Raw genomic sequence first — 25,689 nt, forward strand, 5'->3', positions numbered from 1 at the left:
GCGCAACTACGCCTCTGTCTTCGCCCAAAGGCAGGGCTCGCCACTCGGCGAGTTTTCTTTACACTGTAAGAAAGTATAAATTTCTAGCTAGAAGTCAATTCGACGTGGTGAGAAATTTTAGGAATACAGTATAAGCGCAACTACGCCTCTGTCTTCGCCCAAAGGCAGGGCTCGCCACTCGGCGAGTTTTCTTTATGAAAATCGCCTCTTCTGTAGGAAGAGGCGATAGCTGACAGATTAATAGTTATTGTCACTGCCAAAGAAATCCTTGAACGATTGGAATGTTGTATCGCGGTTCAAGGCAGCGATTGATGTTGTGAGCGGAATTCCTTTTGGACAGGATTGTACGCAGTTTTGCGAATTTCCGCAGTTTGCAAGTCCACCATCGCCCATCAGGGTACGCAGACGCTCTGCTTTATGCAGAGAACCTGTTGGATGTGCATTGAACAGACGCGCTTGCGATAATGGAGCCGGCCCAATAAAGGAAGATTTCTCGTTTACGTTCGGGCAAGCCTCTAAGCAAACGCCGCAGGTCATACATTTTGATAACTCATACGCCCATTGACGTTTCTTCTCTGGCATACGTGGTCCTGGACCAAGATCGTACGTACCGTCGATTGGCACCCATGCTTTTACGCGTTTTAAGGCGTTGAACATGCGGCTACGGTCAATTTGCAAATCACGTACAACCGGGAATGTTTTCATTGGCTGCAAACGGATTGGCTGTTCAAGCTTATCAACAAGCGCAGTACAGGATTGACGCGGTTTGCCGTTAATAACCATAGAACATGCGCCGCATACTTCCTCCAAACAGTTCATATCCCAAGCAACTGGTGTTGTTTGGTTTCCCTTTGTATCAACCGGGTTACGACGAATTTCCATCAATGCCGAGATAACGTTCATATTCGGACGATAAGGAATTGCAAACTCTTGTTCATACGGTTGTGCGTCCGGCGAGTCTTGTCTTGTAATAATGAGGCGGATTTGTTTATCAGACATGTTGCTTATCCCCCTTCTGTTCTGCCGTTTCATTTTTCTTCTTCTTATCTGTAGTATAGTCGCGTTTACGCGGTGCGATTAAATCTACATCTACATCTTTATAAGAGAATACTGGCTCCTTCGTCTTTGCATCGAAGCTTGCCATTGTATGCTTCATAAACTGTTCATCGTTACGCTCTGGGAATTCTGGTTTATAATGCGCTCCGCGGCTTTCATTACGGTTATATGCGCCAAGCGTGATGACACGAGCTAAGTGCAGCATGTTTTCTAACTGACGAGTAAAGGAAGCTCCTTGGTTGCTCCATTTTGCTGTATCATTAATGTTGATGCGCTGATAACGTTCCAGCAGTTCCTGGATCTTATTATCCGTTTGCAGAAGCTTTTCGTTGTAACGTACAACCGTTACATTGTCCGTCATCCATTCTCCAAGCTCTTTATGAAGCACATACGCATTCTCAGTTCCGTTCATAGCCAAAATGTTGTTGTATCTTTCAATTTCCGCAAGCTCGTTTTGCTCATAAACAGAAACAGATACAGCATCAGCCGACTTTTCAAGACCCTTCATGTACTCAATCGCATTTGGTCCTGCTACCATACCGCCGTAAATAGCGGATAATAAGGAGTTTGCTCCTAAACGGTTTGCTCCGTGCATAGAGAAATCACACTCACCTGCCGCGAACAACCCTGGAATATTTGTCATTTGGTTGTAATCTACCCATAATCCGCCCATCGAATAGTGAACAGCCGGGAAGATTTTCATCGGCAGCTTGCGTGGATCGTCGCCCGTGAACTTCTCATAAATTTCAATAATACCGCCCAGTTTGATATCAAGCTCTTTTGGATCCTTATGAGATAAATCTAGATACACCATGTTTTCGCCGTTCACACCAAGCTTTTGATTTACGCACACGTCAAAGATTTCACGAGTTGCAATATCACGCGGTACAAGGTTTCCGTACGCTGGATATTTCTCCTCCAAGAAATACCAAGGCTTGCCATCTTTATATGTCCAAACACGTCCGCCCTCACCGCGTGCAGATTCACTCATGAGACGAAGCTTATCGTCTCCAGGAATTGCTGTCGGATGAATTTGGATAAACTCACCATTTGCATAGATTGCGCCTTGCTGATAGACAGCAGAAGCCGCTGTACCCGTGTTAATAATTGAGTTTGTAGATTTTCCGAAAATAATACCAGGGCCGCCTGTCGCCATAATAACAGCATCAGCTTGGAAGCTTTTAATTTCAGATGATTGTAAGTTTTGAGCCACAATTCCACGACAAACACCCTCATCATCTACAACAACACGTAAAAACTCCCAGCCTTCAAATTTTTCAACAAGACCGGCCACCTCATGACGGCGCACCTGCTCATCTAATGCATATAACAGCTGCTGACCAGTCGTCGCGCCTGCAAACGCTGTTCGGTGGTGCTTCGTACCTCCAAAGCGGCGGAAGTCAAGAAGACCTTCATCCGTACGGTTAAACATAACACCCATACGATCCATTAAGTGAATAACTCCAGGAGCCGCATCGCACATCGCCTTAACAGGAGGCTGATCCGCTAAGAAGTCGCCGCCGTATACCGTGTCATCAAAATGCTCCCATGGAGAATCCCCTTCACCCTTTGTGTTAACAGCGCCGTTAATACCGCCCTGCGCACAAACAGAGTGAGAACGTTTTACTGGAACAAGCGAGAACAGGTCAACCTTAACTCCTGCTTCCGCTCCTTTAATTGTTGCCATTAAGCCGGCCAAGCCGCCGCCAACTACGATTAGTTTCCCTTTCATGCTCTCCACTCCTTACATATTTGCTAACTGAGGATCCACGAATGCGAACAAAGCACGAATTCCTACTATAGATAGTGCAAAGAAAATCGCCAATGTTACATAAGTAGATATGCGCTGTGAACGCGGTGAAACTGTAATGCCCCAACTAATGAAAAATGACCATAATCCATTAGCAAGGTGGAATACTGCTGATAACACGCCTATTGTATAAAATATAAACATACCAGGATTGCTTAAAATATTTTCCATCATTTCGTAATCCACTTCTTGTCCTAATGCAGCAGCAATACGTGTCTGCCAAACGTGCCAAGCGATAAAAACAACGAGGAATACGCCCGTAAAACGCTGAATCGAAAACATCCAGTTACGGAAATAGCTGTAAGCATTAACATTATGCTTAGCAGTGAATGCAATATAAATTCCATATACCGCGTGATACAACAATGGTAAAAAAATCACAAACGTTTCTAAGAAAATTCGGAATGGTAGGTGTTCCATAAATCCGGAAGCTTTGTTGAACGCTTCTGCGCCCGCCGTAGCAAAATGGTTTACTACTAAGTGTTGTGTCAAAAAAATACCGACAGGAATGACTCCTAATAAAGAGTGCCATTTACGGTAAGCAAATTCTTGCCCTTTCATCTTCCCATTACCCCCCTTGAATGTTTAGCTCACATCATAAATTATTATTTTCAGACAATAGCATTTCTTTCATTCTCTGAAAAAGATTGTAAAAACTATTCAAAATATTACAGTATAATTTATGACAAATCCATTTTACTCCTAACTTCCTAAGAGCGTCAAGAAAACGGATACACAATATCTGTATAAAATTTCAAGAAGTGCATTAATACCTGTTAAAACATCGTAATGCTTTTGTAACATTCTAGCGAAATTATGTGTTTCTTTTATCAAAATGTTATATAATAACGACAGAAAAGAAAGAGGGGAAATCTCGTGAGCAACAAAACAAATATAGAACAATTACTAACAATTCCAATAAATGCTTTCGCCTACGAGTTAATTCGTGAAGAGCTTCTTCCAGATATTATTGGCAAAGAATTAGATCGGATACTATATTGGGCAGGAAAAAACCTTGCCAGGAAGTACACACTAGAAACCTTTGAAGATATTATCGTTTTTTTCCGGCAAGCCGGCTGGGGTGACTTAAGCATCGTTGAGCAAAACCGACGTGAGCTGCAATTACAACTAACGAGTCCTCTTATTGAGGAACGCTACAAGAATAAACAAAATACAACCTATCAATTAGAAGCGGGTTTTCTTGCACAGCAAACGCAGCAGCAGCGCCAAGTAATTGCTGAAGCATATGAAGACCCGAAAAAACGCTCTGAAAAAGTACTATTTACCGTGAAATGGGATGCAAAGGATCCTCTTAATACATAAGCCGGCTTTTGCTGGCTTTTTATGTTTTATACGGTAGACGAAGCAAGCAACTGCTCAGTTGTTTGCTTCGTCTACCTATTGTAACAGTTGCAAATTTCCGTGCCAACACGGGAAACACTTCCGTTTTTTCCATCTGCTCATCATTTCTTCCTTGTCCTGCACACAAGCCCTTCGCGCCAAGCTATCAGCTGAAAATGAAATAAGCATCTATTACCATTATAGCATCATGGAAGTTATAACCGACTAGCGAGTCATTAGGCAAAGACAGAAGCGAAGTTTCGCTTCTACTTTACTCCTGTCAAATGACTTCTAGCTGGAAATTTATACTCTCCTATAGTGCTAGAAGGAAGCTTGTTCAAAGTGACTTCGTACTGCTTCAGCTACATTCTTCGGCACACCGGCTGCTGTAATTTCCTCGATTGATGCTTCCTTTAGCTTTTTAACAGAACCAAAATGCTTCAAAAGCTGCTTTCTTCGTTTTTCTCCTACACCTGGGATCTCGTCAAGTACAGATTGAATGGCTGACTTACCGTGCAAATGACGATGAAACGTGATCGCAAAACGGTGTACCTCATCTTGGATCCGCTGCAGCAGATAAAACTCCTGACTGCTTCGTTCCAGTTCTATTGGTCGCGCGGACTCTCCTATAATAAGCTGCGATGTACGATGCTTTTCATCCTTCATCAGACCGGCAACAGGAATAGACAAGCCAAGTTCATTCTCCAATACATCTATCGCTGCGCCAAGCTGTCCCTTTCCCCCATCAATAATAATAAGATCCGGAAGCGGAAGATGCTCGCGCAGCACACGAGAATAACGGCGCCGTACAACCTCACGCATCGATTCATAATCGTCAGGTCCTTGCACCGTTTTAATTTTATATTTCCGATACTCTTTTTTATCCGGCTTACCATCGACAAACACAATCATTGCAGAAACAGGATTTGTTCCTTGAATATTCGAATTGTCAAACGCCTCAATTCGGCTCAGTGTTGGAATCCCCAGTGCCTTCCCTAAATTCTCCACAGCTTTAATCGTGCGCTCCTCATCACGTTCAATAAGAGAAAACTTTTCCCTCAAAGCAATATCTGCATTCTTGGAGGCTAAATCAACAAGCTCCTTCCGCTTGCCCGTTTTTGGCTGTGATACGTCCACCTCTAGAAATTGCTGTGCCAGCTCTTGGTCGATAGCATTTGGGAGTACAATCTCCTTTGGCTTAAAATGATTATCCTGTGCGTAAAATTGTCCAATGAAGGTGAGAAATTCCTCCTCAGGCTCATCATAGATTGGGAACATGGAAACATCGCGTTCAATTAGCTTTCCTTGGCGAACAAAAAATACCTGTACACACATCCAGCCTTTATCTATCACATAGCCAAATATATCCCGATCAAGTAAATCGCCCATAATCATTTTTTGCTTCTCCATGAGCGCATCCATATGAGCCATTTGATCCCGCAGTTCCTTTGCACGTTCAAACTCTAGCTTTTCAGCCGCTTCGTACATTTTAACCTCAAGCTCCGAGCGAATATCCTTATGACCGCCATTTAAAAAACGGGTAATTTGGTCAACAATTTCCCTATTTTGCTCTTCCGTCACATCCTTGATACAGGGAGCTAAGCATTGTCCCATATGATAATACAAGCATACCTTGTCTGGAATGTTTGTGCATTTGCGCAATGGATACATGCGATCAAGCAGCTTTTTCGTTTCATGGGCTGCCTGTGAATTTGGATATGGTCCAAAATATCTTCCTTTATCCTTCTTGACGGTTCTCGTGATAACGAGACGCGGCTGCTTTTCCGCCGTAATTTTCAAAAACGGATAGCTTTTGTCATCCTTAAGCATAATATTGTATTTTGGATCATGTTTTTTAATTAAATTTAATTCTAAAATAAGCGCCTCTAAATTTGAGGACGTAACAATATACTCAAAGTCAGCAATCTCATTGACCAGACGATACGTTTTCCCGTCGTGCGTTCCTGTAAAATAAGAACGCACACGATTTTTGAGCACCTTTGCTTTGCCTACATAAATAATCGTGCCGTGCTTGTCCTTCATTAAATAACAGCCCGGCTGATCTGGCAAAACCGCCAGCTTTTCACGTAGCTTCTCTTGCATACCTCTCCCCCTCTAGTTGCTTCTCCATTCATATAAAATAATTTCACTGTAAACTGGGTCGAATAAAGGATTCGATCGGAACTCTGCCACCTTTTTCAGATTCCCTTCTACCCGCGCCCCTTGCTTGCGAAATCCATCTATGAGGTGGTTCGTAACGTATATTGTATCATTTTGCCGATATTTTTTGTCTTGTAAATAATAGTCATATGTGTAAAAGCGCTCATGTTCATATGATACACGCAAATAATCCATCACTCTCGTTTCCTCCCATGTGTATACAATAAGCGGCTGTTTCCGCTCCTCTAGGTAGCGTGCAAGTTGATAGGTAGCCGGTTCCTGTGAAGCCTGCTCTTTCACAAAAGCCAGCCCGGTCACCAGCTGTGCGATAGAAAACATCAAAAGCAGCCACTGACTCACGGGACGTGCCTTTACAGAGGAAACGGCGAACAAAAACAAGAAGAGCATAACAATTGGATAGGAATGTCTCGGTTTATCAATATTTTGTGCAAGTAAATTCCAGAGAAAATAAACTGCTGTTATCGCAACAAGCAGCTGCGTCTCCCATTTCATCTCCCTATGAAAGTGCCTCTTCTTAGGAACCACCAAGAAAGCAACGAGCAAAGCAAGGATAACACCTGAAACAAGCGATTTGGAAAGAACGCCAACGTATACAATATTGGTAACAACAAGACGATACAGCCTCGACACAATCGGTTCTTTTGTTTCTGTCACAGCCCCGCCCCACTCTGTAAAGTGCCCCTCTACAAATCCGAAGGCTAGCTTTAAAAGTCCGTCTATTCCTCCCACATTCCAGACAAGCGCACTTACCCAAACCAACTGCAGCAAAGCAGCAAGCAAAATGAGGGAAACAACCCGCATTGTATTTCGATTGTGCCTGCAAAATAAAAGAAACATAATGCCAATCCCAAACGGAGCATACGATAAGCGGATTCCCATGAGAAGCGCAAACAATACAAGCGGCAGGACTTGAAAACGAAATCCCCTCTGTTCAAAAGCAATTATGAGCACCCACATATACCACCAAACAATTGACAGCGCAGCTCCCTCTGACATAGATTGCGTGACGAGAATCGAAAAATAGCTGCTTGTTTGCAATAACGCAACAACAATGAAAGATTGTGTAACTGTTACATAACGGCGTGCCAGTTTGTACATGGGAAAAATCGCGGTTACTGCCAGCGCGGCATTCAGGATAGCGAGTGCCTGCGTAGGGTTGCCGATCCAATGATGGATCGCCATTCCCCCCAAAATAAAAAACGGATATCCAGGAAAATGCGGCTGCATATTCGCTATATCATACTCATCAAGTGCGAGAGCAAAATCCACTTCATCCCACGTTGAAGCAAATGGACTTGTATATAAAAAGCGGATAATGGCTGCTGCTATAATCAAAACAATTGCTGCTCTCCTTACAAAACTTACAAAATGCATAATAACTCCCCCTTACTTACCTGCTAAAAAAAGTACAAGGCGCATGCCTTGTACTTTTAATTCATTGATTATTTGCTTGTAATACTTTTTTCGCCGGTTCCGCTTTGATCTTTGTGCTTGGCTGCTTCGATGAAACGAACAAATAAATTACAACATAGTAGCCAAGATACACAATCACCTCTTCAATCGACGGCATCGAAGAATAACCGAGAAACGCTTTTAGGAAAATACCGATATCACCAGATAACAGCGGTGCAGTTCCTGTATCGCGTAAATAATGATCATAATCAATTGGATGCTCCGGAAGCAGCCATGTAATATCATATAAATGAGGGATTACGCTGCCCAAAAGCTTGATATCCTGTAAAATGCCTACTCCCTGCACAAGTAAACCAGCTGCAATAAGAACGATAAACACTCCTGTCGTTTTGAAAAAAGCCTTTAGTGAAATACGCATCGTTCCTTTAAAGAACATATAGCTCACCAGTGCAGCTGCAACTGCACCGGAGATTGCTCCCCATCCTTGCATCGCCTGACCAATGTTGCCGCCCGTAATCGCCGCAAAGAAAAAGACTGTTTCAACACCTTCACGTACTACAACAAGGAAGGAGTGCATAACCATACCAATAACGTTTCCAGCTGTAATGAACTGCCCCATTTTTCCTTCCACGCTAGACTTTATGTCCTTACTATGCTCTGCCATCCAAAACACCATTTGTGTGAGCAAAATGGCTGAAACAAACATAATCCCGATCTTCAAATAAATCTCGCTGCCCATGGCCGCAAAGCCAGTGAATACAACTTGAAAAAGAAGGGCGATGAAATAGCTCGCTGCAACCGCAAGACCTGCCCCCATCCAAACATATTTCACAAACTTCTTATTGTCTGTTCGTTTTAAGTACGTTGTAATAATGCCAACGATTAGCAAAGCCTCCAGCACTTCGCGAAATGTAATGAGAAACGCCTGCAGTTGCATTGCTCTTCCTCCCCTTCATAGTCCTTCATTATTTCCTTCTTTTTCGTACTGCATATACAATAACACCAACAAGCACAATCACAATGATGACAATTGGCAGCCAGTTCTTCAAGCTGCTGAGATCTGTCCACTCTGTCTTTTTCGCTGCTGATGTCGTTTCCTCACCAGCCGCTGTAAAGTGACCAGACTTTAAGCTTTCGACTTTAAATTCCGTCTGCAAATTGCTTAAAATGATTTTTTTGCTTTCTACGAACTGATCCTTGTTTGCTTCCTTTTTTCCAACTCCGAACAATCCTGGATTTCCAAGTGCTTCAAGTGCCTTGTTAAATTCACCGCGCAGCTTTGTATCAAGCTCTTTATCCTTGCTTGCGATTATTGGCGAAAGTGTTTCATAGGTTGCAAATCCCTTTGCCAGCAATCGCTTGCCCGTATCATAATCGGTGAAGTTTTCCTCAATACTCGACAAACGGCGGTTAATATTGAGGACAAGGAGCTTTTGCATATTTTGTGTAAGCTCATCTTTTTGCTTTTTTTCAAAGTTTTGCATAATTGCTTTAGAAGGCTCTGGTCCCATATGCATATCAATTTCTTCACGAACCGTTTCATAAATCTTTTTTGCTTCTGTATAGTTTGGCGGATTCTCATCAAGCTTCGTGGCCATTTGCTTATAAGCTTCAGCAATGGCTTCCTCGTTCGGATTTCCGTACGAATACGCAAAGATGCTCGTATGTATAGAAAATATTGCAAAAATTGCGACTAAAAAGGATAAAATAAACTTTTTCATAACTAGTTCCCTCCCGCGTTTAATGATAATGATTATCAATTTTATTGTCAAGAGAAGAAATACTCATTAGGAGCATTTCTTCTCACTTGTTAACAAATGTGCCTCATAATCAATGGGCACCTGCCGTACAGGGCGGCTTATTTCTCGAAAAATAGCTGGCAGCACATTGAACAGATACTTTCGAAATTTAATGAAGGACTCCCCGGTTTCTCGTACCTTATACGTAATGGGAACCTCTTGAACACGAAATCCTTTTCTTACCAAATTCAAGGTTAGCACCTGCGCATAATTGTAATCATGCACAATTTCCCCATGCTCCATCGCCTGGCGAGAAAAGGCACGCATACCAGACTGTCCGTCATAGATCCATTTTCTAAGAAGCAGAGATTGTAAAAGTGTAAAGCAATAGTTCCCAAGCCTTCGATGCAGCTTCATGCCGCGAATCGTTCCTAAAAAACGCGATCCCATCGTATAATCAGCTTTCCCTTCAAAAATGGGCAGCAAAATATCAGGAATTTCATCCGCCGGATATTCGTTATCGGCATCAATCATGACTCCAATGTGAGCCCCGAGCTTACAGCACTCCCCAAGTGCAGTCCGTACCGCTGCACCAAGACCCTCATTTACAGGCTTTGATACGATATAATCGGCTCCTGCTTCTCTTGCAGCTCGTACTGTTCCATCGGTTGATCCATCGTCAACAACAAGCACCTCTACGAAAACATCCGGATGAAAATAACGCGGCACATTGCGAATCACCTCACCAATAGCCTCTTCTTCATTATGTGCCGGTAAAAATACAATCACATGCTGCTTCATCCTTTTTTTCTCTCCTCAACAGCATCCAACAAAACAGGGCCGCGGCTGTGTGACGGATACGGAGCCCCAAGCAAATACGCGATTGTCGAAGCAACGGATACTAAACTTTGTTTTTCTTCAATCCGAACGCCTTCCTTAATACTTGGACCGTACATAAAAAACGGTACAATCCGCTCTCCCTCATCTAAATGGCCATGTCCGCCGATGCCATCCGCTTGTCCATGATCCGCACAAATGATAAAAGTCGTATTTTTTGCTTTTCCTGTTTTCTCCAGATGCCCAATAAAATCTTTTACATGCTGATCCGCTTCATATATTTTTTGAAGATACTCATCATATAATACCCCGCGACTGTGACCAGTTTGGTCTGTTGAAATAAGCTGTACAATGAACAAATCCGGGTTCTGTTCATCCATAATTTTTTTGGCTTTTTTCATAATTTGCGAATCTACAATATCATTCTTCATCACAGCTGTGTATGTTTCTACATCATCGCCAAATGCATCAACAAGGTGGGCTACTGCAAGCATTTTCCCCTTTTTCCCAATCTTGCGAAGCGAGTCAAAAATACTTTCCACATTTACGCCGTGCTTCCAAACCATATTAGATTTAATTCCATGCTCAAATGAGTACGTACCGGTAAACATGGACGAGAAACAAACGACTGTCCGAGCTGGATACACTGTTTCCATATTTGTAAACTCCGTACCATTTTTTCGAAGAAAGTCCAAATATGGTGTATGCGCAACATCAAAACGTTCCTTTCTCATACCGTCAATGACAATGACCACAACCTTATCGCTAATAGCTTCTGTTGGAACAGGCGCATTGTTCGTATATGTCGCAATCGCCTTTGGCTTCCAATCAAATAAATTACGATGCAAAATGATTGTATATAGCAATAATCCGCCGTAAAACATAAGAAGCAACGAAATATCAACAGAGGCAAAGCCGCCCGCAGAGAGTGCATTAAAACCATATTGCCAAAGTGACAGCACAAGCAAAAACTTAGGCAGCTGTTCTTGCGCGTTGCCGCTTGTAGAATCGCTGTTTTTTAAGACAAGCTTCCAAAAACGCGTGAAATTGAGCCACGACGTGCCAATGCGTAAATGATAATAAAACGTTCCCCAAAAAAAGACGGTAAAAAAGAAGTACAACCCGATTGCCAGCAGCAAAAGGGATAATGTAAACTGTCCAAACATCATCAAATAAGCAATGAACGGAATCCATAAATAGTTTCGCAGAAATAATGGAAAATCAAATATATAGTATAAAACAAGGAGCGGCAGCACAAGAAGAAGGCTGCCGAGCATATTCCCCCAAAAGCTTCCCGTTCCAACTTCTGCGATATGGAACAAAAGGAATGTTCCAATAACAAATATCGGCGTAAACGGTTTTCCTTCATTTAATAAATTCCAACAACGTGCCGCCACTTTCTCAAACTTTGATGCTTTTTTTACTTCCTCCACTCGTTAGTCTCTCCCTTCTTTTTATAGCGCAGATACGAGGCAAGCTGAATTGGATATATAAGAAAGACAAGCAATCCCGCTCCATATGAAAACAAAAATTTAAAGCCGTGACTAAGAAGCGCCCATTCATACGCCTTTTGCACGGGCACACCAACAGCCCTAAGCGCAAATGTCATCACAGTTTCATATGTACCGACCCCGCCCGGTGTTAGCTGAAATACTTGACCGGCAATGGTAACGCTATTTACCCATACAGCCTCCCAGAAGGAAACATTGCTGCTTATGCCAAAAATAACGAAAGCTTCAAAAATCCAGCTCACCGCAACGAGCAAAACGATAGCTGCGCCGCGCCCTCCTTGCAAAGCACTGCTTAGCTGCTGGAGCTGCTTCTGAAGAAAGCTAGGGGCTTTATGGCGCAAAAATAAGGCGATGATTAACATCAGGACACTGCCCAACACAAACAGCAGCACACGGACACTCAGCTGCTGAAACAGGAGCAGCGTCCCAAAGGCGCCGAACAAGCCAAGTATTAACAAATCGAGCAGGCGCATCACAATAACAGATTGCGCTGCTTCCGCCCAGGAAACACGCCCCCGTTTCGTCACAGCAGCAATGCGGACAGCATCACCGATTTTCAGTGGTGACAAATGATTTACAAGCAGACTATACAACAAACCGTACAATCCTTCACGCAACGTAATCTTCTCATGCAAATATAAACGCCAGGCATAAGTCTTCAGCAAAAATGAAGCTCCATACAAGCCGACGAGCAAAGCAAGTAAAATGGGACGATGCAACAGAGATCGCATCTGCATGAAAAGGGACTGTAAATTCAACACATGAAAGGACAATCCAACAAACAAAAACAAGCAAGCAACACCAACAATCCTAAAGAAGATGCGCATGCTTCCTTGCCCAGACAACTGTCCGCTCTAAACCTTCCTCAAACGAAACACTCGGTTGATAGCCTAGCTTCGTTTGTGCCTTTGTAATATCCGCCCATGTCGACGTCACATCACCCATTCTCCCTTCTTCTTGCTTTACGCGCATAGCTGGGAAATAACGGCGGAGCTCATCTAATAGCTCCGTCATCAGTACAGGAGCATGAGAGCCGAGATTGTACACATCGCTATGTTTAGATTCTAGCGTAAGCACGATGCCGTTTACAATATCATCAATGTATGTATAATCGCGGCCGGTTCCTGTGCCATACACGCTAATCCCCTCTTGCCGAAGCAGCTTGCGCAAAAAAATCCCAATCGCCATATCAGGTCGGCTCCAAGGTCCGTATACCGTAAAAAAGCGCAATATGTTTACTTGAAAGCCGTACATATATTGAAACGCATAGCAAAGCGACTCTGCGCCAAACTTGGAAGCGGCGTACGGAGACAATACTTTTCCATTAGCCATATGCTCGGCAAGCGGCATTCCCACTTGCTCTCCATACACAGAAGAGGAAGAAGCGAATACCACCTTCTTAACTCCCTCTTCTCCTGCACATGAGAGAATATTAGTTGTTCCTTTTACATTTACATCTATATATAAGGACGGCATTTCCAAAGAAGGACGTACACCGGGCAAGGCAGCTAAGTGAACAACTGTATCAATTTTTTCCTGCTGTATGACAGCCCTTAGATCTTCTTTATGCAGCACATCGCACTCATAAAAAGATACTGCTCCATGCTGCTGCACCTGTTCAATATGATATTGCTTGCGCTCCCTTGAATAGTGCGGATGAAAGCTATCTAATAACACAACTTTCTTTCCATCCTGCAAAAGACGAAGCGCCAAATGGCTGCCGATAAACCCAGCGCCTCCCGTAATAAGAATGTTCACGTGCAGTTCCTCCATTTCTATAAAGAAAACTTGCCGACTGGCGAGCCCTGCCTTTGGGCGAAGACAGAGGCGTAGTTGCACTTATACTTTATTCCTAAAATTTCTCGCTGCGTCGAATTAGCATCCAGCTAGAAATTTATACTTTCTTAAAGTGTAAGAAAAGCGTAAGCGCCCTAGTTAACGCCGACAGACAAACAACCTGCGTACAAAACGCATGATTCGGACGGAACAAATACACAGAATTATTGCTTGTGTTCTTCACCATGAAAAGCGATTTTTTTCCTTCTGCTGTGAAGATTATTTGACTGCGAGGGGCTGAGCGCTGGAGCTAGACAGCACTTTAAAAACTCTGCTTTCTTACTGTTGTAACAAAAAGAAGCAACCTTGCTTTCCAACAAGGTTGTCCTTTCATCTTAGTATAAACGATTTTTGTAAAAGCGCGTCCGATTTCTGCTTATTTTGTCGCTTGTACGACTTTATCAAGCACAGACTTGATTTCAGCTAAAGCCTTATCAGCTGCTGCTTTGTCCTTCGCTTTCGCAGCATCAAGGTACGCTTGTGTAGATGCTGTTAAAGCTGCTGTTTCCTGCTCGCCGATTAATGTCTTCAAGTCGCTCTCAATCATGTTGATGAACAATGCGCCTTCCATGGCTGTAATGGCACCTTTATCTTCATTGAACATTTCTTGGCTTTCTTTATACTCAGAAAGCGCCACATTCACCCAGCCGCGTACAAATGTTTTGTTCACCAATGCTGGATCTAATGTTTTCACATCTGTTTGCAGATCAAATTGCTTTAAGATTGCATCGCCCTCTTCAGGAGAGTTCTTTTTCAAGTATGGATAGATTGCCTGGTAGAAAGCCCAGCCTTCTGCCTGCTCAATCTTTGCTGCTGTTGCATCAGTTTTTGCCTCCTCAGCTGCTTTTGTTGCATAACCGTTCGGCAGAGCACCTGTTGCAAAGTAGAATGTTTTCATAATTGTTTTATCAACCACCTGCTTGCCAAGTTGGAATGCAAGCTTATCTCCTTTGTCAATCGCTGCCTTCATTTCGCTGAAGCCGCCATTGATTGTATCTACCATCTTCGTTCCGTACGCTGCATCACGCTTTGTTACTGTGCCTTCAAGCACTTTATAGAACGTTAATGCTTCCTCATACTCTTCCTTTACTTCCTCTGTCTTGCCCCAATTTTCATCAATTTCTTTAAACTCATGACGCAATGTTTGGAACAATTCCTTTTGCATCAATTTATCAAATAGCTGACGCGTGATAATTGGATCCATTTCTTTCTTTTTGCCCGCTTCTAGCGCTGCTGTAATCGTTTGGTCAATTTGCTCTGTAAATTCAGCATCACGTGCTTGTACAAGAGTTTGCAGGTTTTCTTTGTATAAAGTTGTTACCTTATCAAAATCAACTTCTTGTCCTGCCTTTGCTTTGTCTAGCTCTGTAACTGCATCCTTATACGCCTGCACGATTGCTTCTTTTGTTACTTCTGCTGTTGTCTCTTCTTTTTTCTCTGCTTGCTCTGTCTTTGTCTTTGTCTCTGTTGAGCCTGCAGTCTCCTGCTTAGCACATCCCGCAAATAAAATGGATGTTACCGCTGCTGCTGATAATACCTTTAACTTCCAATTCATGTCTTGCTCCCCCTATTTCTGTACGTGATAACGATTTTCACTTTAACTATCGTCATTATAGGAGAGAATAATTATCATTGTCAATGAGTTTTTCTTAGAAATGTTTACATTTAAACTTAACAAGATTAACAATATTCGTATAATACATATATTTTATGTATAACAACATACTTAAAAATCATTTTATTATGTTATCAAGAGTCGATTATCCATATTCGCGAGATTTGTGACAACGAAAAATCTACAGTCTCCTTAACAAGATAAAACAAACTATAGTAAGTTGACCCAAAGGTCACTGAAAACGTGACCTTTTGGGAATTAGCGTTACCCTTGAGGATCGGACGCGTCTACTTCATCCAATGACAGCTTGAAAACCTTCGTATACTCGCCTCGTTCTACCTCTTCCGGCGTTGCGCTTCGCTCAAGCTCCTGCCCACGGTCCAATCCAGGAGCAAGAACCGGTTCAGCTTCATTTGTGTTTTTTCGTTTCATAAGCCTGCACCCCTTTCATGTTATCCGTTCCCTTTTAATATAAGGAGTATACATGATAGCTTGACAACAGGACATGCCCCACTATGTTTTTAACCAAGTTGTCCACCTGGTCATTTACTTCATATAATGAAGGAATTAAAAAAAGAAATCACTTTTTCTAACCCCTTGCTTCAAATCTGTCCATAAAGAAAACTCGCCAATTGGTAAGCCATTAGGCGAAGACAGAGGCGTAGTTGCACTTATACTGTATTCCTAAAATTTCCTGCAATATAAAAAACCTGGCACTAAAGCTCACCTTTAGTGCCAGGTTTTTTATGAACCGCATTTGAAATTAGAAGTGCTTGGATACTAGCTCCACTAATGCTTCCTTCGGCTTATAGCCTAATGCTTTATCAACGATTTGGCCATCTTTCATAACAAATAAAGATGGAATGCTCATTACTTCGAATTTTGCTGCTGTTTCTTGGTTTTCATCTACGTCTACTTTTACAACCTTCACTTTTCCGCCTAATTCTTCGTCAATTTCAACTAATACAGGAGCGATCATTTTGCAAGGTCCGCACCACGGTGCCCAAAAGTCAACTAGTACTAGACCTTCTCCTGTTTCATTCGTGAAAGTTTGATCAGTTGCGTTTACAATTGCCATTTTAAGTTCCTCCTTATAGCGAATCTAACCAAAAGTATATCACTATCTTTTCAGCGTGGCGAATATTATGTACCGTTATGTATTGTCTCAATTTGCTTTTTATTTATTCATGACTTGCATTCAAAAAGCAAAGCCTGAAAGAGATTATCCCATAGGCAAATGCAAAAAGCGAGAAGATCATCCCCTCTCGCCCTTTAGATCATCCTATGAACGAACCGTCAGCTTTTTGAACTCCTCTGTGAGAAGCGGTACAACCTCAAATAAATCACCAACAATGCCATAGTCTGCTACTTTAAAAATATTCGCTTCCGGATCCTTGTTAATTGCTACAATTACCTTTGAGTTGGACATGCCAGCCAAATGTTGAATGGCTCCGGAAATACCGCAAGCAATGTATAGATCAGGGGTTACGACCTTTCCTGTTTGCCCGATTTGCAGCGAATAATCACAATAGTCAGCATCGCATGCGCCGCGAGAGGCTCCTACTGCCCCTCCGAGCACCTTTGCAAGCTCCTGCAGCGGCTTAAAGCCTTCCGCGCTTTTCACACCGCGTCCGCCAGCAATAATTACCTTCGCTTCTGATAAATCTACACCCTCTGCTGTTTTGCGGACAACCTCCTTAATCGTCGTACGCAAATCCTTAATCGTAACCGCAAGAGACTTCGTTTCACCTGTGCGGGACTCATCTAATGCAAGAGGTGCAATATTATTTGGCCGTACGGTCGCAAGAAGCAGGCCAGCTGTTATGATTTTCTTTTCAAATGCTTTACCGGAATAAATCGGGCGTGTAAATACAACATTTCCTCCTGCAACCTCTAGGGCTGTTACGTCAGAAATGAGACCTGCGCCTAGCTTTGCGGCAATCCTTGGCGACAGATCCTTTCCAAGTGCTGTGTGCCCCATTACAAGACCTTCTGGATGCTCTGCTTCCACCGCTGCTAAAACTGCCTGCGCATAACCATCAGATGTATAAGACTTCAGCTTTGCATCTTCTACTGTTATCACGCGGTCGGCACCGTATTGAATCAGCTGAAGAGCCAAGGAAGCCACACTCTCACCGATCAGAAAACCGATGACATCACCGCCCTCCGCCATTGTTTTTGCTGCGGACACGGCCTCAAATGACACATTTCTCAACGAACCGTCACGTACCTCTCCTAAGACCAGTACCTTACGAGCCATCTCATCCACCTCCGAGATATGTTTGGCGCTCTTCACAAACTTAGACGACCTTTGCCTCCGTATGCAGCAAAGACACTAGCTCCTTCACTTGCTGAGCAAGATCACCCTGCAGCACCTTTCCTGCAGCTTTTTTTGGCGGTACGTACACCTCAATCGTCTTCGTTTTCGCTTCTACATCATCCTCTTCTAAATCAAGGTCATCAAGATCCATTCGGGCAAGCGGCTTTTTCTTTGCCTTCATAATTCCCGGTAAGGATGGATAGCGCGGTTCGTTTAAACCTTGCTGCGCGGTTACGAGAAGGGGAAGCGTTGTTTCCACCACTTCCGTATCTCCCTCTACATCGCGTTCGATGCGGACGTTCACGCCGTCAATCTCCAGCTTTGTAATTGTCGTTACATATGGAATGCCAAGTGCCTCTGCGACACGCGGACCAACCTGGCCGGATGCACCGTCAATCGCCACATTGCCCGCTAAAATTAAATCGGCAGCTTTATCTTTTAAATACTCTGACAATACTTTCGCCGTTGTATACTGATCACAGATTTCTACATCATCTTCAATATTTATGAGTGCAGCCTTATCACAGCCCATCGCAAGCGCTGTACGCAGCTCCTTCTCCGCATCCTCGCCGCCAACTGTTACAACGGTCACCTCACCGCCCTTTGCGTCACGGACACGGATCGCTTCTTCAATCGCATACTCATCGTATGGATTTATAATAAACTCAGCTTCCCCATCAGAAATACTGCCATTTTTAATAACAATCTTCTCTTCTGTATCGAACGTTCGCTTCATCAGTACGTAAATGTTCATTCCACATTCCCCTTCCGAAATGTAAAACATACAATGAATTACAAATATTCAGTTTATTTTTTTCGAAAAAATATAGGGAATTATTTACCGCTGAACATAGGCTTACGTTTTTGTATAAATGCTTCAACTCCTTCTCGGCCATCCGGTGAAGTGAAGACGTTACCAAACAACTGGGCTTCGCGCTGCACGCCCTCATAATACTCAGACGTTTTCACTGTCTGAAGGAGCTCCAATACGGCACGAACAGAGGCTGTGCTCTTGCTTGCAGCCTTCTTCGCGAGCTTCATTGCTGCCTCCAGGTATTCCTCTTCTGGGTACGCAGCATTCGCAAGTCCCCACTGCACTGCCTGCGTTCCTGTAATCGGTTCGCCCGTTAGCATCATTTCAAGCGCCTTTGCTTTACCGACATAACGAGGCAAACGCTGTGTTCCCGCAAAGCCTGGAATAATACCAAGGTTTAATTCTGGTAAGCCGAGCTTTGCATTTTCGCTTACGATACGCATATGACACGCCATTGCCATCTCTAAGCCGCCGCCCAGTGCTGCACCATGAATTGCCGCAATAACAGGCTTTTGATACTTCTCCAAACGCTCAAACACAATCTGACCGTTTTGCGCCAATTCCTCTGCATCCTTTGCCTCTTCAACGACTGTGAACTCTTTAATATCAGCGCCAGCAGAGAAAAAACGACCTTCGCCATGAATCACAATCGCTCGTACGCTATCGTTTTGCTCCAGTTCATCAAGCACTTCAGACAATCTGCGAATAATTGCCGCCGCCATCGCATTTGCAGGCGGATTTTGAATCGTAAGGACAGCCACATACTCTTCCACTTTTACAGTAAGGAACCCCATATGTATTACCCCCTTTTATTTTCGGCAGCCGCAAGCGTTTGCTAAAAGTTCATGCACCGTAGGAATCAAGGAAACCAAATCATATTTCCGCTCGCTCATCACCCAGTTGGTCACCACTTCATCCAGCGTTCCGAATATCATTTGCCGTGCAATACGAACATTCAAATCGCTCTGAAACTCTCCTTTTTCAACACCCAGCATCACAATCTCATCAATCACCCGTAGATATCCCTTTAGCACCTCATTAATACGCCAGCGAATTTCCTTATTCGACTGACGAAGCTCAAGCTGCGTCACAACGGCAAGATGATGATTTTCCGCAAGCAAGGATAAATGGCTCTCAACTAACATAAATAACTTCTCTGCAGCACTCTCAATTCCTGCTGTCCGCTCTTTGATTATTTCGACAAACTCTCCCATCTTCTCCTCGAACAAAGACACTAGAATATCTTCTTTATTTTTAAAATAAAGATAAATCGTACCATCTGCAACGCCCGCCTGCTTGGCGATTTTTGAAATCTGCGCCTGATAGTATCCATTCTCTGCAATCACAATTACAGCTGCATCAAGAATTTGAGAATATTTTGGCTTATTTTTCTTCACATTTAACTTCTCCTCTAACAAAAATGAATGACTATTCATTCATGTTATCATCATACTGATAATCCCTTTTATTGTCAATATGATCCTACCAAAGGAATACATGGAAGCCATCCTCCCAAAAGAAAAGGCTTCCATAATTCCAACTAATCTACCTTATCATTTGTATCCTCCTCTGCTAATACACGCCGCAAAACTTTTCCAACTATTGACTTTGGCAGCTCCTTCCGAAATTCATACACCCTCGGAACCTTATACGCTGTAAGCAGCTTACGAGCAAACTGATCCAGCTCCTCCTCCGTGCATATCACATCGTCCTTTAATACAATAAACGCCTTCACCGTTTCTCCCCGATATGAATCCGGTACCCCTACGACAACAGCTTCCTTTACCTTCTCGTGCTCATACAGCACTTCCTCAACCTCACGCGGGTACACATTAAATCCGCTTGAAATAATCATATCCTTCTTCCGATCCACAATATAGAAAAACCCTTCTTCATCCATATAACCAAGATCACCCGTATATAACCAGCCTTCCTTCAATACAGCAGCTGTTTCCTGCTCATTCTTCCAATATCCCTTCATCACCTGAGGACCTTTCACAATCAACTCGCCAATTTCTCTAGGAGACAATCTCTCTCCTGTTTCAAGCGAAACAATATGTGCATCCGTATTCGGCCATGGTACCCCAATACTCCCCTTCACCCGCTCTGACCAAAGAAAATTAGCATGCGTAATCGGCGATGATTCGGTTAAACCATAGCCCTCAACCAATTTTCCGCCTGTGAGTGACTCAAACTGCTCCTGCACTTCAATAGGCAGCGCAGCCGATCCGCTAAGACAAGCACGTATAGAAGATACATCAAAATCTGTCAGCCTTGGATGATTCAGCAGGGCAATGTACATCGTCGGTGCGCCTGGAAATAACGTTACACGCTGCTCCTTAATCTCCTTTAACATCATATCAATATCAAACTTTGGAATCAGTACCATTTTATATGCCTGCATAATGGAAAGATTCATTACCGCTGTCATGCCATACACATGAAAAAACGGCAACGCTCCAAGTATAACCTCCTTCCCCTTCTCACAGTTATACAGCCATTGAATGGCCATTACAGTGTTAGAAACAAGATTCTCGTGCGTAAGCATCACGCCTTTTGGAGCCCCGGTCGTTCCACCCGTATATTGCAACAGTGCTAAATCATTTGCAGGATCACATGGTACATCCGTGTACTTTGGCGATGTATGCATAACTGTTTTCCACAAACGGACCGTCTCTGTTTCTCGTATATTTACAATCAGCTTCGTCTGCTTCTTTTGAACAAACGGATACAGCACATTCTTCGGAAACGGCAAGTAATCACCAATACTTGTCACAATAATATTCTGTAAATATGTTGAAGGCACAACAGCTGATACCTTCGGATATACAAGATTCAAACATAAAATAAAGGTAGCGCCGGAATTCCGCATCTGGTACTCTAGCTCCCGCTCTGTATATAATGGATTTGTCTGCACAACAATGCCGCCTGCAAGAAGTACACCATAATACCCGATCACTGCCTGCGGACAATTCGGCAGCATAATTGCCACCCTATCTCCCTTCCGAAGCCCATTCACCTGTAAAAACAACGCAAAACGCCTTGCCTTTTCATATATCTCTGAAAACGTCACATCTTTTCCTAAAAAATGAATAGCCTTCTTATTTGGATACTGAGAAGCAGTTTCCTCCAAATACGAATGCAGCGGCCGAAGATCATACTTTACAACAGGAGGAATTTCCTTGGGGTAGTGACGCAGCCATGGTTTCTCCATTTTGAATCTCCCCTTATATGGCTCTTTTATATAAGGTATTCAGCGGCTGCAAAAAACAAAACGGAAATATGCATATCTGTATAAAGAAAACTCGCTGATTGGCGAGCCCTGACCTTGGGCGAAGACAGAGGCGCAGTTGCACTTACACAGTGTTCCTAAAGTGTAAAAAGAAAAATGTCAGCTTAGGAATCCCATATATCCCCAAACTGACATTTGTTTACTCAATAATTTCAAACATTCCAAAGCCTTGCGAATTTCTACCGCCAATTCCGGTATCGTACGCAAAAGTCAGCTGCTCGGGCGATGTATCTACCTCAAATGTCCCAAGCCAGCCAGTGATAATATGACCCTTAAACGTTGTAACAACCTTGGACAATTCCCCCTCTGCAAGGGGGGATACTTTAAACTCATGCTCAGGCACTGTCCCATAGTATGCTTCATACTTATTCACAAAATTTGCCTGTACTAAGTGAGGAAATGCAGGATCCGGCGGCTGAAAATAATGTGTTTTCTTCCGTTCCTCCTGCTCATATGTACTATACACTGTCACTGGTGACAACATCTTAATTTTATAACATCCTTCTTGCATGCTCGTCTTGCGCACTTCAACCTTGCTAATATACAATGTTTGTCCGTTTAGCTGCACTGTTTCAGACATAAGAAAATGCTCCCGGAGCTGTTGAATCAAATCCTCCAGCACGCTGCTTACATGCCATGTAATAGTGTCAGTAAACTCAATCTGTTTCTGCTTCGTATAGATTCTATGTGGTCCGAACAACCGGCTAAACGTAAATAGCTTAAATGTCCGTTTTCCCTTTTGGAAACCGACCTCATGGAGGAAGCTAGCAAAGCTTGTCTCTGTTAATGAACGGTACAGAAACCCTTGCAGGGCATACTGATAATTAAGAGGCAGCCTTAAAGAATTGTTAACAGGCCGCATCGTTACCGTTAACCTCACGATTCACTCTCCTTTGTGATAAGATTTTTTCTCTCTTCTGATAATTCAAAATTCGGTAAATACTCTCTCTCCTATAAATAAAGGCTTACGCCCACTACATTTTTAATTTAACTTAGCTTACAAACTATTATGTATTATATTGTTTTTTGGATTAATGCTAGCTATTAAATTCATTTAGCATCTGAAAACTGTATCTAGCCAATGTACCCTTTCTGACATATCCATTCAACAAATCTATTCTCATTACTGATACGCCAATACATCAGAATGGATTTATATAGTAATTTTTAATTATATCGTATCAAATACATCTAATATTGTAAATGTACGAAATTGACAATTCTTGCATACTTATAGGGTTTGGATGGAAGGGGTTTCAAATTTCTGCTTGCATTGTTTAAAAAGGAGATTTCTTAATATAGGAAAAAGATGTCTGAAGGTATAAAAAATCCCGCCTTCTCCCTTTCCGAGAGCCAAGCGGGATTTCTATCTCACCTTACGCAAAAAACATCCAATACACAACCCCAACAGCCATAAATCCCCCGCAAAGCACAAGCAAAACCTTCGCCAATTTCTCCATAAACATACGCCAATACCCCTTTTTACGAAGAATATTACTTAGATTCTACCACAGTTACGAGTTGTCTAGCAGGGATTTTAATACACATGCAGTGAATATTATTTAAATTCTACCACCGTCACACCGAGACCGCCTTCTCCTGCATCACCGTAACGGAAGCTTTTCACAGCGCGGTGCTTCTTCAAGTACTCCTGTACACCCTGCCGGAGCGCACCTGTTCCTTTGCCGTGGATGATCGAGATGCGAGGGTAGTTCGCAAGTAAAGCATCATCTATATATTTCGCTACCCGATGCAGCGCTTCTTCATAACGCTCCCCGCGCAGGTCCAGTTCAAGGCCAACATGATAGTCTTTTCCTTTGACGGTTGCAAGCGTGCGCTTTTCTGTTTGCTTTGGACTGCTGATGTATTGCATATCCTTTTCTTTTACCTTCATTTTTAAGATACCGATTTGCACAGACCATTCCTTGTCACTGACCTTTTCCAGCAGCTGTCCTTTTTGGCCGAATGTGAGCACCTTTACTTCATCACCAGGTCGAAGTGCTTTCTGCGGTGCTGTTTGCACTTGCTGTTTCTGCTTCTTCGTCACAAGCTGCGGCACAGCCCCCTCTAGGCGGCTTTTCGCTTCAATAAGTTCATGCTCTTTCACATTAGCTAACTGCTCTTTGCGAAGATGGCGAAGCTCGCGAATAATTGTTTCTGCTTCCTTCTTTGCTTCTTCTACTTTCTCTGCCGCTTCGTTTTGCGCCTTTAGCAGCATATTGTCGCGCTGCTCGTTGAACTCAATAATTTGATTCTGCAGTTCCTTATGCAGCTTTTCGGATTGCTTGCGGAAATCCTCTGCCTCTTCCCAGGCGCGTTCCGCATTTTTTTGACTTTCCTCTAGCTTGCTGATCATATTGTCGATTGTGTTCGTTTCCGTGCTCACATGTCCGCGGGCACGCTCAATTACACGTTCGATCAAGCCAAGGCGTTTGGAAATTTCAAATGCATTGCTTCGTCCTGGTACGCCAATTAATAGCTTATATGTTGGGCTAAGCGTATTAATATCAAATTCCACACTCGCGTTAATAACCTTTTCACGGTTATAGCCGTATGCCTTCAATTCTGGATAGTGCGTTGTTGCCACAACTCGGCAGCCTCGATTATAGACTTCATCTAAGATCGAGATTGCAAGCGCCGCCCCTTCTTGCGGGTCTGTTCCCGCACCTAGTTCGTCAAATAATACTAGGCTTTCGAAATCAGCTTCCTCGAGGATATCAACAATGTTAACCATGTGCGAAGAAAAGGTACTTAAGCTTTGCTCAATTGATTGCTCATCGCCGATATCAGCGAATACATTGCGGAAAACGCAAATCTCCGAGCCATCGAGCACCGGAATTTGCAAGCCGGATTGCGCCATGAGTACGCACAAGCCAATCGTTTTAAGTGTAACTGTTTTACCGCCTGTATTTGGGCCAGTGATAACAATCGATGTAAAATCGCCGCCCAGTTCAACATCATTTGGTACAACAACCTCTTGTGCAATGAGCGGATGACGCGCCTTTTTCAGCATCATATAGCGCTCATTGTTGACCTCCGGCCTTGATGCCTTCAATTTCTTTGCATAATGTGCCTTTGCAAAAATAAAATCAAGCTCCGCCAAAACTTCCACATTTTCAAGAATAAGCTCGGCATCGTTCGCAACCTCAACGGTTAACATCTGTAAAATGCGTTCGATCTCCTGCTTTTCTTTTCCGCGTGCTTCCTGCAGTGTGTTGTTTAAGTCCACTACAACCTGAGGCTCAATAAACAAGGTTTGCCCTGAAGCAGATTGATCATGTACAATCCCGCCGTAATGTCCGCGGTACTCCTGCTTAACCGGGATAACATATCGGTCATTACGGATTGTAATAATCGCGTCCGAGAGCATTTTGGATGCATTGGAGGAGCGCACCATCCCTTCCAGCTTTTCGCGGATACGACTTTCGGCAGAGCGGATTTGCTGGCGAATTGTGCGCAGCTTGTCACTTGCGCTATCAAGTACCTCGCCGCCTTCACCGATACAGTTATTAATCGTACGCTCTAGGTTTTGCAAAGACAAAATGCGCTCCACGTAGGTTAAAAGAATTGGCAGCTCCGGCCCGTTCTCTGCCAAATCCTCAATAAAGTTTTTCATTTGCCGGCTCGCACGCATCGTACTTGAAATATCAAGCAGCTCATGCGGCCCCAGTACGCTGCCGATTTTTGCGCGCTTTATGTTCGCCCGAATATCAAATACGCCCCCAAGCGGCGCATTTCCGCGCAGGCGTACGACAGTTGCGGCTTCATCTGTTGTTTCCTGCAGCCGGACAACTTCATCGTAATCCGTGCTTGGCTGCAAGGCTCTGACCTTATCCCGTCCAAGTGAGGACGCAACATGCTCCATGAGCTGTTCTTTTACTTTATCGTACTCTAATACACGTAATGTTCGTTCTAACACAGCTT

Annotated in this window: 22 protein-coding genes; 1 reads left to right on the plus strand and 21 read right to left on the minus strand. The window is 43.3% G+C overall.

What is annotated here, in order from left to right; all coding sequences use genetic code 11:
- Positions 1 to 237: 237 nt before the first annotated feature.
- From sdhB to AAHB12_RS06195, 3 genes are read right to left on the minus strand one after another with little or no spacing between them, the layout of a single operon-like run.
- Positions 238 to 999 carry a succinate dehydrogenase iron-sulfur subunit gene (sdhB, locus tag AAHB12_RS06185; protein WP_129727747.1) on the minus strand — a complete coding sequence of 254 codons (762 nt, stop codon included), beginning with the start codon at positions 997 to 999 and terminating at the stop codon, positions 238 to 240.
- Entirely contained in the window at positions 992 to 2,788 is a 1,797-nt protein-coding gene (sdhA, locus tag AAHB12_RS06190; RefSeq protein WP_342044665.1) for a succinate dehydrogenase flavoprotein subunit, read from the minus strand. The genes sdhB and sdhA overlap by 8 nt, the downstream gene beginning before the upstream one ends.
- A gap of 12 nt (positions 2,789 to 2,800) precedes the next feature.
- The gene (locus AAHB12_RS06195) at positions 2,801 to 3,427 is read right to left on the minus strand and encodes a succinate dehydrogenase cytochrome b558 subunit (protein WP_129727749.1); all 627 of its coding nucleotides are present in this window, start codon (positions 3,425 to 3,427) and stop codon (positions 2,801 to 2,803) included.
- A 315-nt stretch (positions 3,428 to 3,742) separates the two neighbouring features.
- On the opposite strand from AAHB12_RS06195, the gene AAHB12_RS06200 reads away from it, so the two are divergent.
- A complete protein-coding gene (locus AAHB12_RS06200; RefSeq protein ID WP_342044666.1) occupies positions 3,743 to 4,189 on the plus strand; it encodes a YslB family protein in 447 nt (148 codons plus the stop codon).
- A 339-nt stretch (positions 4,190 to 4,528) separates the two neighbouring features.
- Here the strand turns inward: AAHB12_RS06200 and uvrC are convergent, their stop codons facing one another.
- The 18 genes from uvrC to AAHB12_RS06290 all read right to left on the minus strand — a co-directional run bounded on the left by uvrC (position 4,529) and on the right by AAHB12_RS06290 (position 25,684).
- Positions 4,529 to 6,310 carry an excinuclease ABC subunit UvrC gene (gene uvrC / locus AAHB12_RS06205; RefSeq protein WP_129727751.1) on the minus strand — a complete coding sequence of 594 codons (1,782 nt, stop codon included), beginning with the start codon at positions 6,308 to 6,310 and terminating at the stop codon, positions 4,529 to 4,531.
- 12 nt (positions 6,311 to 6,322) lie between these two features.
- A complete protein-coding gene (locus AAHB12_RS06210) occupies positions 6,323 to 7,762 on the minus strand; it encodes a glycosyltransferase family 39 protein (protein ID WP_342044667.1) in 1,440 nt (479 codons plus the stop codon).
- A 61-nt stretch (positions 7,763 to 7,823) separates the two neighbouring features.
- Positions 7,824 to 8,738 carry an FTR1 family iron permease gene (locus AAHB12_RS06215; protein WP_129727753.1) on the minus strand — a complete coding sequence of 305 codons (915 nt, stop codon included), beginning with the start codon at positions 8,736 to 8,738 and terminating at the stop codon, positions 7,824 to 7,826.
- Between the two features lie 28 nt (positions 8,739 to 8,766).
- Positions 8,767 to 9,522 (minus strand): hypothetical protein, encoded by a 756-nt coding sequence (locus tag AAHB12_RS06220; protein WP_342044668.1) that lies wholly within the window; start codon positions 9,520 to 9,522, stop codon positions 8,767 to 8,769.
- 66 nt (positions 9,523 to 9,588) lie between these two features.
- The gene (locus tag AAHB12_RS06225) at positions 9,589 to 10,341 is read right to left on the minus strand and encodes a glycosyltransferase family 2 protein (protein WP_129727755.1); all 753 of its coding nucleotides are present in this window, start codon (positions 10,339 to 10,341) and stop codon (positions 9,589 to 9,591) included.
- Entirely contained in the window at positions 10,338 to 11,810 is a 1,473-nt protein-coding gene (locus tag AAHB12_RS06230) for an alkaline phosphatase family protein (RefSeq protein WP_342044669.1), read from the minus strand. The genes AAHB12_RS06225 and AAHB12_RS06230 overlap by 4 nt, the downstream gene beginning before the upstream one ends.
- On the minus strand, positions 11,798 to 12,715 hold the full coding sequence (locus tag AAHB12_RS06235) for a lysylphosphatidylglycerol synthase transmembrane domain-containing protein (RefSeq protein WP_342044670.1): 918 nt from the start codon (positions 12,713 to 12,715) through the stop codon (positions 11,798 to 11,800). The genes AAHB12_RS06230 and AAHB12_RS06235 overlap by 13 nt, the downstream gene beginning before the upstream one ends.
- A complete protein-coding gene (locus AAHB12_RS06240; protein WP_129727758.1) occupies positions 12,699 to 13,646 on the minus strand; it encodes an SDR family NAD(P)-dependent oxidoreductase in 948 nt (315 codons plus the stop codon). The genes AAHB12_RS06235 and AAHB12_RS06240 overlap by 17 nt, the downstream gene beginning before the upstream one ends.
- A gap of 454 nt (positions 13,647 to 14,100) precedes the next feature.
- Positions 14,101 to 15,279, minus strand: a complete 1,179-nt coding sequence (locus AAHB12_RS06245; RefSeq protein ID WP_129727759.1) for a hypothetical protein — start codon at positions 15,277 to 15,279, stop codon at positions 14,101 to 14,103.
- Between the two features lie 324 nt (positions 15,280 to 15,603).
- Positions 15,604 to 15,771, minus strand: coding sequence for a hypothetical protein (locus AAHB12_RS06250; protein WP_165350738.1), 168 nt, complete (start codon positions 15,769 to 15,771; stop codon positions 15,604 to 15,606).
- A gap of 331 nt (positions 15,772 to 16,102) precedes the next feature.
- A complete protein-coding gene (trxA, locus tag AAHB12_RS06255; protein WP_129727760.1) occupies positions 16,103 to 16,417 on the minus strand; it encodes a thioredoxin in 315 nt (104 codons plus the stop codon).
- Between the two features lie 204 nt (positions 16,418 to 16,621).
- Complete coding sequence (locus tag AAHB12_RS06260) at positions 16,622 to 17,599, minus strand: electron transfer flavoprotein subunit alpha/FixB family protein (RefSeq protein ID WP_342044671.1); 978 nt, start codon at positions 17,597 to 17,599, stop codon at positions 16,622 to 16,624.
- 40 nt (positions 17,600 to 17,639) lie between these two features.
- Positions 17,640 to 18,413 carry an electron transfer flavoprotein subunit beta/FixA family protein gene (locus AAHB12_RS06265; RefSeq protein WP_342044672.1) on the minus strand — a complete coding sequence of 258 codons (774 nt, stop codon included), beginning with the start codon at positions 18,411 to 18,413 and terminating at the stop codon, positions 17,640 to 17,642.
- An 80-nt stretch (positions 18,414 to 18,493) separates the two neighbouring features.
- Entirely contained in the window at positions 18,494 to 19,267 is a 774-nt protein-coding gene (locus AAHB12_RS06270) for an enoyl-CoA hydratase (RefSeq protein ID WP_129727763.1), read from the minus strand.
- 15 nt (positions 19,268 to 19,282) lie between these two features.
- Entirely contained in the window at positions 19,283 to 19,870 is a 588-nt protein-coding gene (locus AAHB12_RS06275; RefSeq protein WP_129727764.1) for a TetR/AcrR family transcriptional regulator, read from the minus strand.
- A gap of 143 nt (positions 19,871 to 20,013) precedes the next feature.
- Complete coding sequence (locus AAHB12_RS06280) at positions 20,014 to 21,687, minus strand: AMP-binding protein (RefSeq protein WP_342044673.1); 1,674 nt, start codon at positions 21,685 to 21,687, stop codon at positions 20,014 to 20,016.
- A 217-nt stretch (positions 21,688 to 21,904) separates the two neighbouring features.
- Positions 21,905 to 22,645, minus strand: a complete 741-nt coding sequence (cas6, locus tag AAHB12_RS06285; RefSeq protein ID WP_342044674.1) for a CRISPR-associated endoribonuclease Cas6 — start codon at positions 22,643 to 22,645, stop codon at positions 21,905 to 21,907.
- Between the two features lie 678 nt (positions 22,646 to 23,323).
- Complete coding sequence (locus tag AAHB12_RS06290) at positions 23,324 to 25,684, minus strand: endonuclease MutS2 (RefSeq protein WP_342044675.1); 2,361 nt, start codon at positions 25,682 to 25,684, stop codon at positions 23,324 to 23,326.
- Positions 25,685 to 25,689: the final 5 nt, after the last annotated feature.

The organism is Bacillus sp. OTU530, assembly GCF_038440375.1.

What these genes read in the sequence shown, in the direction of transcription:
- sdhB (WP_129727747.1), bottom strand. Translation starts at nt 999, where the DNA reads ATGTCTGATAAACAAATCCGCCTCATTATTACAAGACAAGACTCGCCG.
- sdhA (WP_342044665.1), bottom strand. Translation starts at nt 2,788, where the DNA reads ATGAAAGGGAAACTAATCGTAGTTGGCGGCGGCTTGGCCGGCTTAATG.
- AAHB12_RS06195 (WP_129727749.1), bottom strand. Translation starts at nt 3,427, where the DNA reads ATGAAAGGGCAAGAATTTGCTTACCGTAAATGGCACTCTTTATTAGGA.
- uvrC (WP_129727751.1), bottom strand. Translation starts at nt 6,310, where the DNA reads ATGCAAGAGAAGCTACGTGAAAAGCTGGCGGTTTTGCCAGATCAGCCG.
- AAHB12_RS06210 (WP_342044667.1), bottom strand. Translation starts at nt 7,762, where the DNA reads ATGCATTTTGTAAGTTTTGTAAGGAGAGCAGCAATTGTTTTGATTATA.
- AAHB12_RS06215 (WP_129727753.1), bottom strand. Translation starts at nt 8,738, where the DNA reads ATGCAACTGCAGGCGTTTCTCATTACATTTCGCGAAGTGCTGGAGGCT.
- AAHB12_RS06220 (WP_342044668.1), bottom strand. Translation starts at nt 9,522, where the DNA reads ATGAAAAAGTTTATTTTATCCTTTTTAGTCGCAATTTTTGCAATATTT.
- AAHB12_RS06225 (WP_129727755.1), bottom strand. Translation starts at nt 10,341, where the DNA reads ATGAAGCAGCATGTGATTGTATTTTTACCGGCACATAATGAAGAAGAG.
- AAHB12_RS06235 (WP_342044670.1), bottom strand. Translation starts at nt 12,715, where the DNA reads ATGCGCATCTTCTTTAGGATTGTTGGTGTTGCTTGCTTGTTTTTGTTT.
- AAHB12_RS06245 (WP_129727759.1), bottom strand. Translation starts at nt 15,279, where the DNA reads ATGAATTGGAAGTTAAAGGTATTATCAGCAGCAGCGGTAACATCCATT.
- AAHB12_RS06250 (WP_165350738.1), bottom strand. Translation starts at nt 15,771, where the DNA reads ATGAAACGAAAAAACACAAATGAAGCTGAACCGGTTCTTGCTCCTGGA.
- trxA (WP_129727760.1), bottom strand. Translation starts at nt 16,417, where the DNA reads ATGGCAATTGTAAACGCAACTGATCAAACTTTCACGAATGAAACAGGA.
- AAHB12_RS06260 (WP_342044671.1), bottom strand. Translation starts at nt 17,599, where the DNA reads ATGGCTCGTAAGGTACTGGTCTTAGGAGAGGTACGTGACGGTTCGTTG.
- AAHB12_RS06265 (WP_342044672.1), bottom strand. Translation starts at nt 18,413, where the DNA reads ATGAACATTTACGTACTGATGAAGCGAACGTTCGATACAGAAGAGAAG.
- AAHB12_RS06270 (WP_129727763.1), bottom strand. Translation starts at nt 19,267, where the DNA reads ATGGGGTTCCTTACTGTAAAAGTGGAAGAGTATGTGGCTGTCCTTACG.
- AAHB12_RS06280 (WP_342044673.1), bottom strand. Translation starts at nt 21,687, where the DNA reads ATGGAGAAACCATGGCTGCGTCACTACCCCAAGGAAATTCCTCCTGTT.